This is a genomic window from Agrobacterium tumefaciens, from assembly GCF_005221385.1.
GTDB classification, from domain to species: domain Bacteria; phylum Pseudomonadota; class Alphaproteobacteria; order Rhizobiales; family Rhizobiaceae; genus Agrobacterium; species Agrobacterium tomkonis.
The window spans coordinates 1,663,427-1,680,027 of sequence record NZ_CP039904.1 but is presented as its reverse complement, the minus strand read 5'-3'; the positions used below and the strand labels follow the sequence as shown (position 1 = coordinate 1,680,027).

15 protein-coding genes are annotated in these 16,601 nt (G+C 61.2%); 2 read left to right on the top strand and 13 right to left on the bottom strand.

What is annotated here, in order from left to right:
* Positions 1-154: 154 nt before the first annotated feature.
* The 7 genes from CFBP6623_RS22930 to CFBP6623_RS22900 all read right to left on the bottom strand — a co-directional run bounded on the left by CFBP6623_RS22930 (position 155) and on the right by CFBP6623_RS22900 (position 7,408).
* Entirely contained in the window at positions 155-904 is a 750-nt protein-coding gene (locus CFBP6623_RS22930) for an ABC transporter ATP-binding protein (protein WP_046800907.1), read from the bottom strand.
* The gene (locus tag CFBP6623_RS22925) at positions 901-1,737 is read right to left on the bottom strand and encodes an ABC transporter ATP-binding protein (RefSeq protein WP_046800908.1); all 837 of its coding nucleotides are present in this window, start codon (positions 1,735-1,737) and stop codon (positions 901-903) included. Before CFBP6623_RS22925 ends, CFBP6623_RS22930 begins: the two co-directional genes overlap by 4 nt.
* Positions 1,734-2,666 (bottom strand): ABC transporter permease, encoded by a 933-nt coding sequence (locus tag CFBP6623_RS22920; protein ID WP_046800909.1) that lies wholly within the window; start codon positions 2,664-2,666, stop codon positions 1,734-1,736. The genes CFBP6623_RS22925 and CFBP6623_RS22920 overlap by 4 nt, the downstream gene beginning before the upstream one ends.
* A complete protein-coding gene (locus CFBP6623_RS22915; protein ID WP_003499026.1) occupies positions 2,663-3,730 on the bottom strand; it encodes an ABC transporter permease in 1,068 nt (355 codons plus the stop codon). The genes CFBP6623_RS22920 and CFBP6623_RS22915 overlap by 4 nt, the downstream gene beginning before the upstream one ends.
* Before the next feature lie 18 nt (positions 3,731-3,748).
* A complete protein-coding gene (locus CFBP6623_RS22910; RefSeq protein WP_046800910.1) occupies positions 3,749-5,389 on the bottom strand; it encodes an ABC transporter substrate-binding protein in 1,641 nt (546 codons plus the stop codon).
* 50 nt (positions 5,390-5,439) lie between these two features.
* Positions 5,440-6,495, bottom strand: coding sequence for a dipeptidase (locus tag CFBP6623_RS22905; protein ID WP_046800911.1), 1,056 nt, complete (start codon positions 6,493-6,495; stop codon positions 5,440-5,442).
* Between the two features lie 205 nt (positions 6,496-6,700).
* The gene (locus tag CFBP6623_RS22900; protein ID WP_046800912.1) at positions 6,701-7,408 is read right to left on the bottom strand and encodes a phosphoribosyltransferase; all 708 of its coding nucleotides are present in this window, start codon (positions 7,406-7,408) and stop codon (positions 6,701-6,703) included.
* A 211-nt stretch (positions 7,409-7,619) separates the two neighbouring features.
* On the opposite strand from CFBP6623_RS22900, the gene CFBP6623_RS22895 reads away from it, so the two are divergent.
* Positions 7,620-8,792, top strand: coding sequence for a M20 aminoacylase family protein (locus tag CFBP6623_RS22895; protein ID WP_046801102.1), 1,173 nt, complete (start codon positions 7,620-7,622; stop codon positions 8,790-8,792).
* Between the two features lie 12 nt (positions 8,793-8,804).
* Here the strand turns inward: CFBP6623_RS22895 and CFBP6623_RS22890 are convergent, their stop codons facing one another.
* On the bottom strand, positions 8,805-10,061 hold the full coding sequence (locus tag CFBP6623_RS22890) for an MFS transporter (protein WP_046800913.1): 1,257 nt from the start codon (positions 10,059-10,061) through the stop codon (positions 8,805-8,807).
* A gap of 92 nt (positions 10,062-10,153) precedes the next feature.
* Between CFBP6623_RS22890 and CFBP6623_RS22885 the strand changes: the two genes are divergently transcribed.
* Positions 10,154-11,077: a LysR family transcriptional regulator gene (locus CFBP6623_RS22885; protein ID WP_046800914.1), complete on the top strand. Its 924-nt coding sequence runs from the start codon at positions 10,154-10,156 to the stop codon at positions 11,075-11,077.
* 27 nt (positions 11,078-11,104) lie between these two features.
* On the opposite strand, the gene CFBP6623_RS22880 is transcribed toward CFBP6623_RS22885, so the two are convergent.
* The 5 genes from CFBP6623_RS22880 to CFBP6623_RS22860 are packed head-to-tail and all read right to left on the bottom strand — an operon-like array spanning position 11,105 to position 16,439.
* The gene (locus CFBP6623_RS22880) at positions 11,105-12,898 is read right to left on the bottom strand and encodes an adenine deaminase (protein ID WP_046800915.1); all 1,794 of its coding nucleotides are present in this window, start codon (positions 12,896-12,898) and stop codon (positions 11,105-11,107) included.
* Positions 12,895-13,815 (bottom strand): nucleoside hydrolase, encoded by a 921-nt coding sequence (locus CFBP6623_RS22875; protein ID WP_046800916.1) that lies wholly within the window; start codon positions 13,813-13,815, stop codon positions 12,895-12,897. Before CFBP6623_RS22875 ends, CFBP6623_RS22880 begins: the two co-directional genes overlap by 4 nt.
* Positions 13,816-13,817: 2 nt before the next feature.
* Complete coding sequence (locus CFBP6623_RS22870; protein WP_046800917.1) at positions 13,818-14,843, bottom strand: ABC transporter ATP-binding protein; 1,026 nt, start codon at positions 14,841-14,843, stop codon at positions 13,818-13,820.
* On the bottom strand, positions 14,836-15,615 hold the full coding sequence (locus tag CFBP6623_RS22865; protein WP_006315562.1) for an ABC transporter permease: 780 nt from the start codon (positions 15,613-15,615) through the stop codon (positions 14,836-14,838). The genes CFBP6623_RS22870 and CFBP6623_RS22865 overlap by 8 nt, the downstream gene beginning before the upstream one ends.
* Complete coding sequence (locus tag CFBP6623_RS22860; RefSeq protein ID WP_046800918.1) at positions 15,612-16,439, bottom strand: ABC transporter permease; 828 nt, start codon at positions 16,437-16,439, stop codon at positions 15,612-15,614. Before CFBP6623_RS22860 ends, CFBP6623_RS22865 begins: the two co-directional genes overlap by 4 nt.
* Positions 16,440-16,601 lie beyond the last annotated feature (162 nt).

Here is a 16,601-nt window from a genome sequence, read left to right as displayed (position 1 = left end):
TTGTTTCTTCTCCCCGCCAGGGAGAAGGTGGCGCGCAGCGACGGATGAGGGGGCGACGGCAGAGATATGCGGAGAGCTTGCCCCCTCATCTGCCCCTTCGGGGCATCTTCTCCCCCTCGGGGAGAAGAAACCTCTTGCCCATCAAAAAGCGCCATCACGCGCGCTTAAAACCCTCGCTCGCCACCAGCAGCTGCCTCGTATAATCCGCACTGAATTCGCGGCTTTCCAGCGCCTCCGCCTCCAGCATTTCCACCACCTTGCCGCTTTTCATCACCGCCAGCCTATCACACATATGGCTGATGACGCCGAGATCGTGGCTAACCATGACGAAGGTGAGGTTACGATCCTTGCGGGCCTGTTCCAGCAGGTTGAGGATTTCCGCCTGAATGGAGGCGTCGAGCGCCGAGGTCGGCTCATCCAGCAGCAGGATTTTCGGCTCGACAATCAGCGCACGCGCAATGGCGATACGTTGCCGCTGGCCGCCGGAAAGCTGGTGCGAATAACGGAAACGGAAGCCGGTGCCGAGGCCCACCTCGTCCAATGCCCGGGCAATGCGCTGCTCGCGATTATCCAGACCGTGGATGACCAGCGGTTCGAGCAGCAGCGCATCCACCGTCTGGCGCGGGTGAAGCGAGCCATAGGGATCCTGAAACACCATCTGCACATCGCTATAAAAGCTCTTGTCGCGGTGCTTGCCGGCATAGGAGCGCCCGGCCACCATCAAGGAGCCTTCATCGAAATGGTTGAGGCCGGCAATGGCGCGCAGCAGTGTCGACTTGCCGGAACCGGACTCGCCGACGATGCCGAATGATTCACCCTCGGCCACATCGATGCTGACGCTGTCGAGCGCGATGTAACCGTCGAAATCCACCACCATGTCGCGGACAGAAAGAACTGAACTCATGCGCGCCACTCCGGCTTGCGTTCCAGAACCGGCAGCGGATGCCGGTGGCCGCCGATTTCCGGCAGGCAGTTCAGCAGGCCCTGCGTATAGGGGTGCTTCGCCTCCTTCAGATTGGCGGAAGCAAGCTCTTCCACCACCTTGCCGGCATACATGACAAGGACGCGGTCGCAGAAGGAAGAGACGAGGCGCAGATCGTGGCTGACGAAGATCAACCCCATGCCGCGATCCCGTACCAGCTTGTCGAGAATGTCGAGCACTTCCAGTTGGACCGTCACGTCGAGCGCCGAAGTCGGTTCGTCGGCGATCAGAAGCTCCGGGCCGCAGACCAGCATCATGGCAATCATGACACGTTGGCCCATGCCACCGGATACCTCATGCGGATATAGATCGAACACGCGCTCGGGATCGCGGATTTGCACTGACTCCAGCATGGTGAGCGTTCGCTGCCGCGCCGCGCCTGCGCCGATATTCTCGTGGGTGCGCAGCGTTTCCATGATCTGGCGGCCGATTGTCATGACAGGGTTCAGCGAATATTTCGGGTCCTGCAGGATCATGGCCATGCGCTTGCCGCGCATGAGTCGCCTTTCCTTCGCCGAAGCGTTGAGAAGATCGATATCCCCGAAGCGCAGGGCATCGGCCTCGATGCGCGCACTTTTCGGGGTCAGCCCCATGATGGCGCGGCCGGTCTGCGACTTGCCGGAGCCGGATTCACCGACAATGCCGAGGCGTTCGCGTCCCAGCGTGAAGGAGACACCACGTACCGCCTCCACCAGCCCGGTGCGGGTGGGGAAGGAAACGCGCAGGTTCTCGACAGTCAGAAGCGGTGCGCTCATTGGTTCGCCTCCTTGGGGTCCAGCGCATCGCGCAGGCCATCGCCCAGAAGGTTGAAACCGAGGCTGACGATCAGGATCGCAATACCCGGCATGGCGGCAACCCACCATTGATCGAGAATGAAACGGCGTCCGGAAGCGATCATCGCGCCCCATTCCGGCAGAGGCGGCTGCGCACCAAGGCCGAGAAAACCGAGACCGGCGGCGGTGAGGATGATGCCCGCCATGTCGAGCGTGACACGCACGATGAGCGACGACATGCAAAGCGGCATGACGTGTTTCAGGACGATGCGGAAGGGCGAGGCCCCCATGAGCTTCACCGCGGCAATGAAATCGGAATTGCGGAAGGTCATGGTCTCGGCGCGCGCGATGCGCGCATAGGGCGGCCATGAGGTGACCGCGATGGCGAGCACGGCGTTTTCAATGCCCGGCCCAAGTGCGGCCACCAGCGCCAGCGCCAGAACCAGCTTCGGAAAGGCGAGGAAGATATCCGTGATGCGCATAAGAACGGCATCGACCCAGCCGCCGGCATAGCCCGAGACGGTGCCGACGATGAGCCCGATGGGTGCCGCGATGATGGCCACCAGCAGCACGACGAAGAGGGTCAGCCGGGAGCCATGAATGAGACGCGAGAGAATATCGCGCCCCTGATCATCCGTGCCGAGCAGGTAACCTTCGGTCCCCGGAGGCAGAAGCCGGGCATTGCGCAGATCGCCCTGCACCGGATTGTGTGGCGCCAGCACATTGGCAAACAGCGCGACGAACAGCAGCGCAACAATGATGCCGAGGCCGAGCAGCGCCAGCCGGTTTTCCGAAAAGCGCCGCCAGATGACATAGGCCCGGCCAAGGCGCGCCTGTTTGCGCGAGGCCGGCCGGTCGGAGAGCAGCCATTCGCGGCTGTAAGGTTTCAGTGTGTCAGTCGAAATCGTCATCGGCTGCGCGTCCTTGGATCGAGCGTCCGGTAAAGCAGATCGGAGAAGAGATTGATGCCGACAAAGATGGCGCCGATCACGATCGTGCCGCCGAGAACGGCATTCATATCCGCATTCTGCAGGGAATTGGTGATGTAGAGGCCGAGCCCCGGCCAGGCGAAGATGGTTTCGGTCAGCACCGAACCTTCCAGCAGGCCGGCATAGGACAGCGCAATCACCGTGACCAGCGGCACGGCGGCGTTGCGCAGCGCGTGGAACCAGATGATGCGGGTTTCCGAAAGCCCCTTGGCGCGGGCCGCAACGATATATTCCTGGGCGAGCTCGTTCAGCATGAAGGAGCGCGTCATGCGGCTGATATAGGCCAGCGAAAAATAACCAAGCAGAGAGGCGGGCAGGATGATGTGGCGGAAGAGATCCCACAAGACGTCCCATTGCCGCTGCCAGATCGCGTCGATCAGGAAAAAGCCCGTGACCGGCGTGAAGGTGAATTCATAGACGATATCCATGCGGCCGGGATAAGCCACCCATTGCAGCCGGGCGTAAAACACCAGCAGCGCCAGAAGGCCGAGCCAGAAGATCGGCACGGAATAACCGATGAGGCCGATGACGCGCACGACCTGGTCGGCAAAGCTGCCGCGCTTGACGGCGGCAAGGACGCCTAGCGGTATGCCGAAGACGGCACCGATGATGGTGCCGATCGTGGCCAGCTCAATCGTCGCCGGAAACACCCGCTTGATGTCCTCCATGACAGGATTGGTGGTGAGGACGGAGATGCCGAAGTCTCCCGAAAGCGCCTGCTTCAGATAAAGGAAGAACTGCTGCCAGAGCGGCAGGTTGAGGCCGAGCTGCTCACGCACCCGCTCGACCACATGCGCAGGCGCACGGTCGCCGACGATCGCCAGCGCGGGATCGATCGGCACGACGCGGCCAATGAAAAATGTGACCGCCATCAACCCCAGAAAGGTGGTGATGACGGTGACGGCGAAGCCGAGAACGGCCTTCACACGGGCGTTGGCACGGCGTTTGCCCTGCCTCGCCCGGCTGTTCGTTTCAACGATGCTCAAGAGACCGATCCTTCCGGATCATTCCTTGGAGATCGTATAGACGTAGTTGGTGTCGAAGCTCGGTCCGAGCTTCAGACCCTTGAGCTTGGCGGAATAACCCGCCACTTCCGTCTGCTGGAAGATGATGACGAAGGGACCCTTCGCCAGAACTTCCTTCTGCAGGTTTTCATAGATGGCGGCGCGCTTGGCAGTGTCCTTTTCCAGCAGCGCCGACTGCGTTTCCTTGGTCAGGTCAGGAACGTCCCAGGCATTGCGCCAGGCGAGTGTCTTGTTCTTGCCCTCATCGGAATTGTCGTAGTTGATGGTGAAGGTTTCAGCATTCGAGTTCGGATCGAAATAGTCCGAACCCCACTGGCCAATGTAGATATCATGGGTGCGGGCGCGATATTTGGTCAGCGTCTGCTTGCCATCGCCCGGAATGATTTCCAGCTTGATGCCCGCCTGCGCCAGCGTCTGCTGCACGCTTTCGGCAATGCCGGTCACCGGCTGCGTGTTGCGCACATCCATGGATACGGTGAAGCCATCCTTCAGGCCGGCCTTGGCGAGAAGTTCCTTCGCCTTGGCGACGTCGAGCTTATAAGGGTTTTCGTCGAGCGCGCCGAGCTGGCCCTTAGGCAGGAAGGTCTGGTGGACTTCGCCGATGCCCTTGATGATCGTCGCGCCGATCGCGTCATAATCGACGAGATATTTGAAAGCCTCGATGACCTCAGGCTTCTTCAGGTTCTCGTTCTTCTGGTTGAGGCTGAAGTAATAAACGGTGCCCTTCGGCGCAGAGGTGACGGCAAGGCCTTCCTTCTTGGAAACGGCTTCCATATCGCCGGGCTCGAGGTTGCGGGCAACGTCGATATCGCCGTTTTCAAGCGCCAGACGCTGGCCGGAGCTTTCCTTCATGTGGCGGTAGACGACGCGCTTCAGCTTCGGCTTCTCGCCGTAATAATTCGGGTTGGCTTCGAGGATGACCGCCTCGTTGGCCTTCCAGCCAAGGATCTTGTAGGGGCCGGAACCGGCATAACCGGTCTTCAGGAATTCATTGCCGAAATCGGTGTCATATTTGTAATCGGCGCTGGGCGTGACCGCCTTCGCCTTTTCGGTGATGAGCTTCTTGTCGACCACCGAAGCGACAGTTGCCGTCAGCACGTTCAGCACGAAGCTCGGCGCATAGGGCTTGTCGACGGTTAGCACGAAGGTATTCGCATCCGTCGCCTTGGCTTTTTCGTTGACGTTATCACCCTTGAGGCCGAACTGCGTCAGCAGGAATGCCGGCGACTTGTCGAGCTTCACGGCGCGCTCGAAGGAAAAGGCCACGTCATCAGCCGTCACCGGATTGCCGGAGGCAAATTTCAGGCCCGACTTCAGCTTGAAGGTGTAGGTGAGGCCATCCTCGGAGGTCGTCCAGCTCTCGGCCAGATCGCCGATAACCTTGGACGTGTCGTTGAGATCGATGGAGACCAGCTTGCTGTAGGTATTGCCGGTGACTTCGGCGGCGGACAGTTCGAACGCTTCGCCCGGATCAAGCGTGATGATGTCGTCGATGGCAAAACCTTCGACCAGGGTATCGGCCGGCGTGGCGGCGAAAGCGTGCGGAGCCGACAGCATCATCAGCGACAGAGCGGCGCTGGTGCTGAGAATACGCATGGATTTGTTGAGCGATTTGATCATAGGATCTCCCCTTTTGTTATAAGATTGATTTCATTCGCTATAGGGCGTCTTCAGGCCGGTTCGTGCCAGGCCTGGGACAGAACGCGCAGCCAGTTTTCCCGGCAGATTTTGGCCAACTCCCCGTCACCGTAACCTGCCGATTTCAGCGCCGCAACCAGATTGTGGTTGCCGCTCGCATCCGCAATGCCAACGGGTACTGTCGCGCCGTCGAAATCCGATCCGAGCGCCACGCAGTCGATACCCATGCGCTCCACCATATAGTCGATATGGCGCACCATGTCGGAAAGCGGCGTGTCGGCAATGTCGCGCGCATCCGGCCTGAGCATGGTCACGGCATAGTTGAGACCGACCAGACCGTGACTGTCCTTGATAGCGTCCAACTGGCGGTCCGTGAGATTACGGGCAACGGGGGTAAGCGCGTGCGCGTTGGAGTGGCTTGCGATCAGCGGCTGGTTGGTGGTCTTGGCCACATCCCAGAAGCCTTTTTCGGTGATATGCGCGAGATCGATGAGAATACCGAGCCGGTTGCATTCCTTCACCAGCGAAAAACCGGCATCGGTGAGACCCGGCGCAGTATCGGGCGACATGGGATAAGAAAAGGGAACACCATGGCCGAAAACATTATGCCGGCTCCAGACCGGACCGAGCGAGCGCAGGCCGGCGGCATAAAACACCTCGAGCGCATCGAGATCGGCACCGATCGCCTCGCAGCCTTCCATGTGCAGCACGGCGGCAAAAACATCCTCGGCAAAGGCCTTGCGGATATCGGCCGTGGAACGGCAAAGCCGCCAGGCGCCAGCGCGATCGAGCCTCAGTGCAATTGCCGCCTTCTCCATGGCAATATCGAGCGAAGGCAAGCGCTCCAGCGGCGCGGCGAGCGGCGTGTCGTAGTGACCGTTTTCGTCAGGCTCCTGCAAGATGAGGTCGCCGGAGGGGATATAGATGGCGCAGATTCCGCCGCCAAGACCGCCGGCCCTGGCACGCGGACCATCGATATGACCTTCGCGCGTGCCGTTCTTGAATTCCGCAACCGGATCGGCACCGGCCTTGCTGTTGCGCCACAATCGAAGCAGCACATCATTATGACCGTCGAACACTGCATGCATGGGAAGAAATTCCAGTAAGCGGCAAAACCAAAGGGGGCGGGCAGACGCCGGAATGACACCGAACGAAAGCAAATCGGCGCGTTTTTCGCCGAGCGCTATAATCTGTCGAAGGTGATCTTAGGACGATCTCTCGCAGCTTCGCAAGACGCAAATTAGGCAATGATGAAATTATCACCACTTGCGTTTTGCCGGAATTTGCGCAACGTCAAGCCAGCCAGCCGTCATGCGCTTTCGTCAACAGCGGCGTGGTGAAAACACCTCTCACCCGCTCCGGCCATTCCGGCCCGAAAGCGGCGATTTTCTGCCGCCAGCGATCCGATTGCAGCATGGCCGCACCGATGACAACCGGCTGAATACCGGACGACGCGAGAAGTGAAAGACCTGAAATGATGGAACTGCCGCTGGAGATGACATCATCCACCAGAGCCACCCGCCTGCCCTCGATGAGCGGCAACATGCGCGGATCGATATAAAGCCGCTTTTCCTGTTTGGTGGTGATGGAGGACATGGGCACCGACAGCTCCTCCAGATACCAGAATTTGCGCGACGTGCCGAGCGGCACGTAACGGGAATGGCCAAGATGGCGGGCAACGGCGGCGGCAAGCGTCAACCCCAGCGTCGGCAGGCCGATGACGACATCCGGCTCGAAGGTGGAAAGCTTGCGGGCAAGATCAGCCGCAAGCACTTCAAGCACCTCAAAAGACGCCTGATTGACGATGAGCGAGGCAAGCGCATGTTCACCATCCGCGAGCGGCCTTATCGGCAGGCAAATCTGCCTTCCGTCATCGAGTACTGCAGGAAAGAAGGTGGAATGTGGCCCGGCCGTTTCAAATGTGCGGGGAGCGGCTATCGCCTGCCAGAACTCATGAGGAGCGGCCGGGGACTGGGTATCGGGCGATGCGGATGACGGCATCGGTTTTCCTTTCGGGACCGGGATGGCGCAAAGCGGACGCGGTTTTTTCAGCCACGCCAACCCCGTTCGGCATATTCAGCATTTCAGCAACCGCACACATGCGGCGGGTTCATTTCATTGGCTTTTTCAGCTAGAAGGAAACAAAGCAACAGGCATTCGGACGAACCCACCTATGACTCGGGTTTTTCCCATATTCAAGGACAAGCTGCCCATGAGACTGCTGGACCGGATCGGTGAGGACCTGCCATTCCTGACGGAGCTTCGCCACGATCTGCACGCGCATCCGGAACTGGGTTTCGAAGAGGAGAGAACCAGCGCCATCGTCGCTGACCTTCTGGAACGGGCCGGGCTGAAGGTGCATCGTGGTCTTGGCGGCACCGGCGTCGTTGGCACCCTGCAGGTGGGCAACGGCACCCGCAGCATCGGCCTGCGTGCCGACATGGATGCGCTTGCCATGCCGGAAATGCCCGACAGGCCCTATAAATCGAAATTTCCCGGCAAGATGCATGCCTGCGGCCATGATGGCCACACCGCCATGCTGCTGGGTGCTGCACGCTATCTCGCAAAGACCCGCGATTTTTCCGGCACCGTGCATTTCATCTTCCAGCCGGCCGAAGAAGGCCGTGGTGGCGCGAAAAAAATGGTGGAGGACGGGCTTTTCTCGCTGTTCCCCTGCGATGCCGTTTATGGCCTGCACAATATGCCGGGGTTAGCCATCGACGAGATGGCGGTGGTGGAAGGCCCGCAGCTTGCCTCTTCCGATAGCTGGCGCGTGACCTTCAAGGGCATCGGCACCCATGGCGCCAAGCCACATCTCGGCCGTGACCCCATAACGGCGGCGGGCACCTTCCTCGCCTCACTGCAAACCATCGTCGGCCGCGTCGTCGATCCGCTGCAACCCGCTGTGGTCAGCGCCTGCTCGGTGCAGGCGGGCGACCCGAAGGCGCTCAACGTCATTCCCGATCTCGTCGAAATCGGCGGCACGGCGCGCGCTTATGCGGCTGACGTGCGCGACCAGCTCGAAGCGGAAATCGGCAGGCTGGCGAAGGGCACGGCGGCGATGTTCGGCATCGAGGCGCATTACGAATTCATCCGCCGCATTCCACCCGTCATCAACGAGGCGGATGCGACGAAACGGGCGCTGAGGGCCGCAAAAACAGTGTTCGGCACCAAGGCCCGCACCGCCTTCCCGCCCTCGACCGCCGGCGACGACTTCGCTTTCTTCGCGGGCGAAGCTCCCGGTTGCTATGTCTGGCTGGGCAACGGCCCGGCAGTGGATGGCGCGCTGCACCACAACACCTCCTACGACTTCAACGATGCGGCCATCGTGCCGGGCGTGGCGTTCTGGGCAACGCTGGTGGAGCAGGAACTGGCGGCGGAGTGATGGCGACGGCCCTCAGACGATCCGGGCGCGCCGTGCGCCCGGTCGGGCCAGGCTGGCGAAAATTCCGGCAAGCGCGCAGCCGGCGGTGATGGCCATGATGCCGGGCCAGCCGGCATGGATCCAGAACCAGCCGCCGACCCAGCCGGTGATGCTCGCTCCGCAATAATAAAACAGCAGATAAAGCGCGGAAGCATGGCTTTTGGCGGCGCCCGCATTGGCGCCGACACCGCTGCTGGCGGCCGAATGCCCGATGAAAAATCCGACGGTTATCGCCGCAATCCCTGCCACGATGAGGACGATGCTGGAGGCGAAGGTCAGCAGGATACCGGCAAGGATGGTGGAAAAGGCGACCACCAGCATGATCCGCCGGCTGAACCGGTCTACCAGCGCGCCGCCATAGGAGGATGCGACGATGCCCAAGGCGAAGGTCAGGAAAATCATGCTGACGGCCGTGCGGCCCAATTCGTAAGGCGGCGCGACGAGGCGAAAGGCGCAATAGTTGAAAACGGTGGTGAACACGCTCGTCAGCATCGCGCCGAGGAAATAGAACCGCCGAAGTTCCGGGTTTCCAAGATGTTGCGCCCATATTCTCAGATGATTTTTAAGCGGCATGTGCTGCGGCCGGAAATTCCGCGAGGGCGGAAGCAGCAGCAGGAAGCCGATGGCCGCGAGGATGCAGACCGCCCCCAACGCATACATTGCCACCTGCCAGGAGGTATAAGCGGACACCAGCCCCATGCCGACGCGTCCCGCCATGGAACCGAAGGCCGTGCCGCCGACATAAAGCCCCATTGCCTTGCCGAGACTGGAAGGTTCGATCTCCTCGGCTAGATAAGCCATGGCGACGGCCGGCACGCCGCCGAGCACGAAGCCTTCCAGCGCGCGGGCAGCAAGCAGCCATGCCCATCCTTGCGTGCTTGCTGCGATAATATTGGCGATGGCGGCCAGCATCATCGAAACGAACATCAGATTTCGGCGGGTGAAGAGCTGGGCAAAGGCCCCGCTGAGAAGAATGGCGAAGGCAAGCGTTCCGGTCGTCAGCGACAAAGCGAGCGATGCGGTTGCAGGGTTGATGCCGAATTCCGCCGGAAATTCCGGCAAGAGCGGCTGCACGCAATAGATCAGCGAAAAGCTGGCGAAGCCCGCGAGGAAAAGCGCCCAGCTCGCCCGGCGAAACTGGCGGCTTCCCTGCCGTATCCAGAGCACATCCGGCGGCTCCTCCGTCTTGACGATCGGCGGGGTGAAATCCTGTTTTTTGAGCTGGCGCATCGGGTTTGTCCTTTTCGCTCCCAGCTATAGCGCAGCTTTGTCTTTCATTCTAATATATGGAAGGCGTTCCCATCATATCTGGATCTAATATCATGGAACTCAGGCACATCCGCTATTTTCTGGCCATCGCCAATGAAGGCAGTTTTACGCGGGCGGCAGAACATCTGGGAATCGCGCAGCCACCGCTCAGCCAGCAGATAAAGGTTCTGGAACAGGAAATCGGCGTGCGGCTATTCCGGCGTCTCGCGCATGGCGCGGAACTGACACCGGCGGGCCATGCCTTTCGTGCTGCGGTGACCCATATTCCGCATCAGGTGGGCGAAGGTGTCCGGCTCGCACGCAGGGCGGCGGCCGGTGAAACCGGCATTCTGAGAATAGGCGTTACCGGCACGGCGGCGCTCAATCCTCTGGTTCCGGCCTGCATCCGCACCTACAGGCGCCAATATCCCGACGTGGAACTTCAGGTGATGGAGGCAGCCGCCCTGGCGTTGACGCCGGCCCTGCTCGAAGATCGGCTGGACGTGGCGCTTTTGCGCCCTTCTCAATCCGACCCCGATACATTGCTTGAGGAAGTGCTCACCGACGAACCGCTTCTGGTCGCCCTGCCGGCATCCCATCCGCTCGCGCGGCGCGGCACCGCCATAGACCTGATGGAATTGCGCGACGACCCTTTCATTCTGACGCCACGCAACGTCGGCACCAGCCTTCATGATGCATCGATAAAAGCCTGCCAGGAGGCCGGTTTCACGCCGCGCCTCGGGCCGGCGGCACCGCAAATCGCCTCGATATTGTCGCTGGTCGCGGCCGAACTCGGGGTTTCCCTCCTTCCGGAATCCGTCGCGCAGGTCAAGATGCAGAACATCATCCTGCTTCCCTCCAGCGGCCCGCCGCCACGGCTTTCCATATCGCTGGCCTATCGGCGCGGAACGACATCGCCGGTGGTGAAGAATTTCGTGTTGGCAGCGCGCATTGCCGCGCGCGAAACACAGACGCCTGACGTGACCGGCGTCGAATAAATCGCAGCCCGCAGATGCGGGCCGCCGCTATTCGAGAACGGCAATCACCGGGCTTTCCATCACGTTGCCCGTCAACACATCGGCAATGCCCATATCCGTCTGGTGCGGGCCGATATTGCAGGCGAGCGTGGCGCCGAAGCAGGCCTTGAAGACGAGATAGGGCGGCTGCCATTCCACCACCCTGCCGACGGCTTCGCGCAACTCTTCGAAAGCCTTTGCCACGTCTTCAAGCGGGGCATCGGAAACGAGGCCGGAGAGCGGGAGCGAAAGCAGCGCAGTCACCTTGCCTTCGGAGGCGACAGCCATGCCGCCGCCTGCCTTTATCACTGCATTGGCGGCGAGCGCCATGTCCTCGGCATTGCCGCCGAAAACGGTGAGGTTGTGGCTGTCGTGCGAGACGGTAGTGGCGAAGGCGCCGTTCCAGTTTCCCCAGCCGGTGAGGAAGCCGGTTCTGGTGATCGGCTCGGCCATGCCGTGGCGATGGGTGACGGAAATCATCGTCGCGCCTTCGGGCGGAATAACGAAACCGTCTTTTACCGCAGCCTCCGTTTCTCCCCATTGGGTGAAGCGCGGGCGGTCGATGGTGGCGAGGCGCACCTTCGCGCCTTTGGATGCAACCCGGAAATCATCGGGTTCGCGAAGCGGCAGCTTCATCGAGCCTTCGAGCGCGGTTGCGTGGCAGGCAGGGATATCCACAAGCATGCGGCCGCCTTCAGCGACAGCCCTGCCATTCGCGATCACCTGGCGGGCCGCAAAGTCGCTCAAATCCTCAAAGACGACGATATCGGCGCGACGGCCGGCGGCAATGAGGCCGAGATCGGCACGGCCGAGCCTTTGCGCGGCATTGAGCGTTGCGGCGCGCAGCGCCCATTCGGGCTTCAGGCCATAACGGACAAGGCGGCGCACCACATCGTCAAGCCCACCGCCCTGCAGCAGGTCATCCGGGAACACATCGTCGGTGCATAGCGTCACCGTCTGCGGCAGGTGGCCGAGCGCGTTCAGCGCTTCCACGAATTCCGGCAGAAGATGGTCATGCGAGCCGCGCAGCTCAATGGTCATTCCTGCCCGCAGTTTCGCCATCAGGTCTTCGCCCGAGACCAGCTCGTGATCGGAAGAAACGCCCGCCGCCATGAAGGCGTTGAGATCGGCATCTTTCAGGCCGCGGGCATGGCCGCAGACCAGTTTGCCGGAGACAAGCCCGGCCTGTACGATGCCGCTCATGCGCGGATCGCGCTCGATGACGCCGCGCATGTTCATGATTTCCGCAACGCCGCCGACCTGCGGCCACGACAATATATCGGCGAGAATGGTGGCATCGAAATCCGCACCGCCGCGCTCCAGCCCCGGAGCTGATGGCACGCAGGAAGGTGCGAGCAGAATGGCGCGCAATGGCAGGTTTTCGATTGCCTTCGCCGCCCAACGGACACCATCGACACCGTGCACATTGCCGAATTCATGCGGGTCCCAGACGATGGTGGTAACACCGCGGACGACCACCGCCGCCGCATAGGCGGCCGGTGTGACCATCGAGCTTTCGATATGCATATGTGTGTCGATGAGGCCGGGCGAGACAAAAGCACCGGCAGCATCGATGATGCTTGCGGCGTCGCTGCGGCTTGCGGGCTCATGGACGCTGGCGATCAGCGGGCCGACAATGCCAATATCGGCGGCGCGAAGCTCTCCCGTCACCACATCCACCAATGTTCCGCCGGTGATGAGGACGTCGAAAGGCTGGTCACCGCGCGCAGCGGCAACCGCGTGGGTGCGCAGTGCATCATCAGCAAGATCAGCCGGCTCTCGTATCGGGAATTGCGCACTCATCGGGCGGCCTCCCGGCGTAATGACTCGAGAACGGCAACCTTTGTGCCTTCAGCATCAACGGTTTCGGCGAAGTGCGCATTAAAGGTTTCCACCTTGTCGGCACGCCCCTCGACCACCGTTCTGCCTCGGGTCAAGGCGGAATGAAGCTCAATATCGATCCGCGCCTGCCGCCAGCCGATGAGACCGGACGTGAAGGCAACGGCGGCCACAGGATCATAAAGCGCCATGGCGGCTCGGCCACGGCTGGTGGCGATGCCGATGAAACCTTCCAGCAGATCGGCAATCAGCGCAGCGTTTTTACCGCCGGCATTGCGGATCGGCAGCACATCGACCGGCGAGGCGGTGACCTTGCGGCAGGCGTCCAGATCGACCATGCGCAGCGGCAGGCCGTGGGAGAGCACGATGGCCAGCGCCTCGGGATCGGCAAAGGCGTTGAATTCGGCCGATGCGGTATGGTTGCCGCTGGTCAGACCGCCACCCATCCAGGTGAGGTCAGAAATTCGGGCGGCAAGATCCGGCCGGGCAAGGCAAAGCGCGGCGATATTGGTGAGCGGGCCAAGCGCCAGAATGCGCTTTTCGCCTTCCCCCTCCAGCCAGCCGCAGAGCGAGGCAAAGGCATCGCTTTTCGGCAATGCCGGTGCATCCGGCAGGCTTTGGCCGACAGTCGGGATGCCGCTATCGCCAAGGATCGACTGGGCGGTTTCGAGCGCGCCGAGCACGGGCTTGGCACTGCCCTGATGGATCGGCATGGACCAGCCGAACGCGGCAACGGCGCCTGCGGCATTGCCGCAGACCGCCTGAAGCGTCGTATTGCCGAACACCAGCGAAACGCCGTCAATGGCAAGGCCGGACGATTGCACGACCAATATGGCGGCAATGTCATCGAAGCCCATATCGGTATCGATCCACACACCCATGGTCAGTTGAACACCTTGAGACTTGCCGCCTTTTCGACCGGCAGGTCGAAGGCAAGCGTATCACCGATGACATGCGCGGCAAGCGCCGCATCGGTTTCCGCCTTGATGGGCCCGAGCGGCGTATCCAGCAGATATTCGCGGCTGTTGCCGGCAAAGGATGTGCCGCGCACGGTTCCCTGGAAAGGACCTGAACCGAGGGTGACCATGCGCGGCCGCCAGGCCAGTCCAGATGCTGAAGGGACTGGTCCGGGAAGCGGTGTTGTGCCGTTTGCGGTTTTCAGCGCGCCGCCTTCCAGCGCGAAGATGTTTTCAAAGCCGACGAAGTCAGCCACGAAGGAGGAAACCGGTGCGTTATAAATCTCCTCCGGTGTGCCGATCTGCTCGATCTTGCCGCCCTTCATGACGACAATGCGGTCAGCCAGCGCCAAAGCCTCGATCTGGTCGTGGGTGACGAAGATCATCGTCACGCCGGTTTCCTTCTGCACACGCTGCAATTCGGTGCGCATTTCAAGCCGCAGACGGGCATCGAGATTGGAAAGCGGCTCGTCGAGCAGCAGCACCTTGGGCTCCATGACCATGGAGCGCGCCAGCGCGACACGTTGCTGCTGGCCGCCGGAAAGTTCGGCCGGCTTGCGGGAGGCGAAGTTGGACAAGCCCACCGATTTCAGGCCGGAGGCGACCTTGTCCTCAAGCGCCTTGCCGCTCATGCCCTTGAGTTTCAGACCGAAGGCGACGTTTTCGTAAACCGTCAGATGCGGGAAGAGCGCATAGGACTGGAACACCAGACCCACGGCGCGCTTGTTGGCCGCGACGCGGGTAATATCGGCCCCGTCGAGATCGATGCGCCCGCCCGCCACCGGCATCAGCCCGGCAATGGCGCGCATCGTCGTTGTCTTGCCGCAGCCGGAAGGCCCGAGAAGGGCGAGCAGCTCGCCCTTGCGGATATCGAGATCGAGATCCTTGACGGCGATGCTGTTGCCATAAGCGAGCGAGACTTTTTGGAGCGAAAGGTAATTTGCGTCAGACATAACGGGAGAACCCCAGAAAACGTTCGGCCATGAAGACGATGCCGATGGAAAGGAAGGCGAGCAGCGAGGAGAGTGCGGCCACGGAAGGATCGAAGACGATTTCCATGTAACCCAGCATGTCGATGGGCAGCGTGCGAACGCCCGGGCCCGACAGGAACAGAGATACCGGCACCTGGTTGAAGCTCGTCACGAAACCGAGAATGAAGGCGGAGAGAATGCCGCCGCGAATATTGGGCAGTACCACCCGGAAAAATGCGCCGAGGCGCGACGAACCGAGCAGCACCGCCGCCTCCTCAATATCCGAGCGCAGATTGTTGAGGCTGGCCGATACGACCCTGACCGCATAGGGCAGGATGAGCGCTGTGTGGGCGAGAAACAAAGCAAGCGTGATGCCAATGCCGAAGGGCACGACGAAATAGCGCAGCAGCGCCAGACCAACGATGATGCCGGGCACGATGATCGGCGCGGAAACGATGGTGCGCACGGTCTCGGCAAAGGGCAGCTTGTAGCGCGACATGGCGTAAGAGGCGGGAATGCCGAGGATGAGCGCCGTGAACGTGCCGCCGATGGCAAGGAACATCGACATCGCAAAGCTTTCGCGGAAGCTTTCGACCGTGAAGACCTTGGCGATCCATTTCAGCGAAAAGCCCTGCGGCGGAAAAGCGAGCGTATCGCCGGCCGAAAACGAGGCCGCAACGATGATGAGGAACGGCCCGATGAGGAAACCGACAACGAGAAGAAGCGTGAGCGGAATGAAGAGCTGCCGGGTCATTTCTTGTTCCTTGCGGTGGCGATGCGCTTCAGCAGGATATTGGCGGCAAAGCTCATGACGATCAGGATGAAGGCGATGACGCTGGCGGCAACGAAATTGTTGGAGACCGTCACCTGCTGGTAAAGCAGGGTTTCCAGCATCAGCACCTTGGAGCCGCCGAGAATGGCGGGCGTGATATAGGCCGTCAGCGAACCGGTAAAGACCAGCGTGCCGCCAACGACCAGCCCTTCCTTGGTAAGCGGCAGGATGACCTTCCAGAACACCTGCAACCAGTTTGCGCCGAGAACGCGGGCAGCGGCGATGGTATCCTTCGGCATATTCTCCAGCGCGCTGATGAGCGAGATGATCATCAGCGGCAGGAACAATTGCAGAAGGCCGATGAAAACAGCCGTTTCGGAAAACAGGATGCGGATCGGCGCATCGCTCAGGCCCACCGCCTGCAGCGCCTGGTTGACGATGCCGGTTCTGCCGAGAATGACGATCCAGGCATAGGTGCGGGCGACCGGCGAAATCATCAGCGGCAGTACAACGAGATTGACCACATGGCCCTTCGTCCCCTGCGACAGGTTGATGATGGCGAAGGCCGCTGCATAGCCCACCACCGCCGAAACGACAGTGACGAGCGCGCCGAGCTTGAGGGTGCGCAGGAAAACCGTCTGGTTCAGCGGATCGGAAAAGAAATCGGCGTAGGCCGACAATGTCCAGCCGTCAGCGGTGCGAAAGCCCTCCGACAAAAGCATGAAGACCGGCACAAGAAAAACCGCCGCCGCAAAAATCGCAGCGGGCAAGGCAAGCGCCAGCGCTTCGGCCCGGTTCTGAAACATTGGTTTATTCCCTGAACGGCCACACGGCCGGTTACGGTTGAAGCCGGCGTGCCGGCTTGCGGTCTGAAAAGGTTGGAAAAGCGGTCAGGGGACGACCAAACCGCTTTTCCTGAAACGGGGCGAGCCCTTGCGGACGCTGAAAATCACCCCGTTCCTGACTGA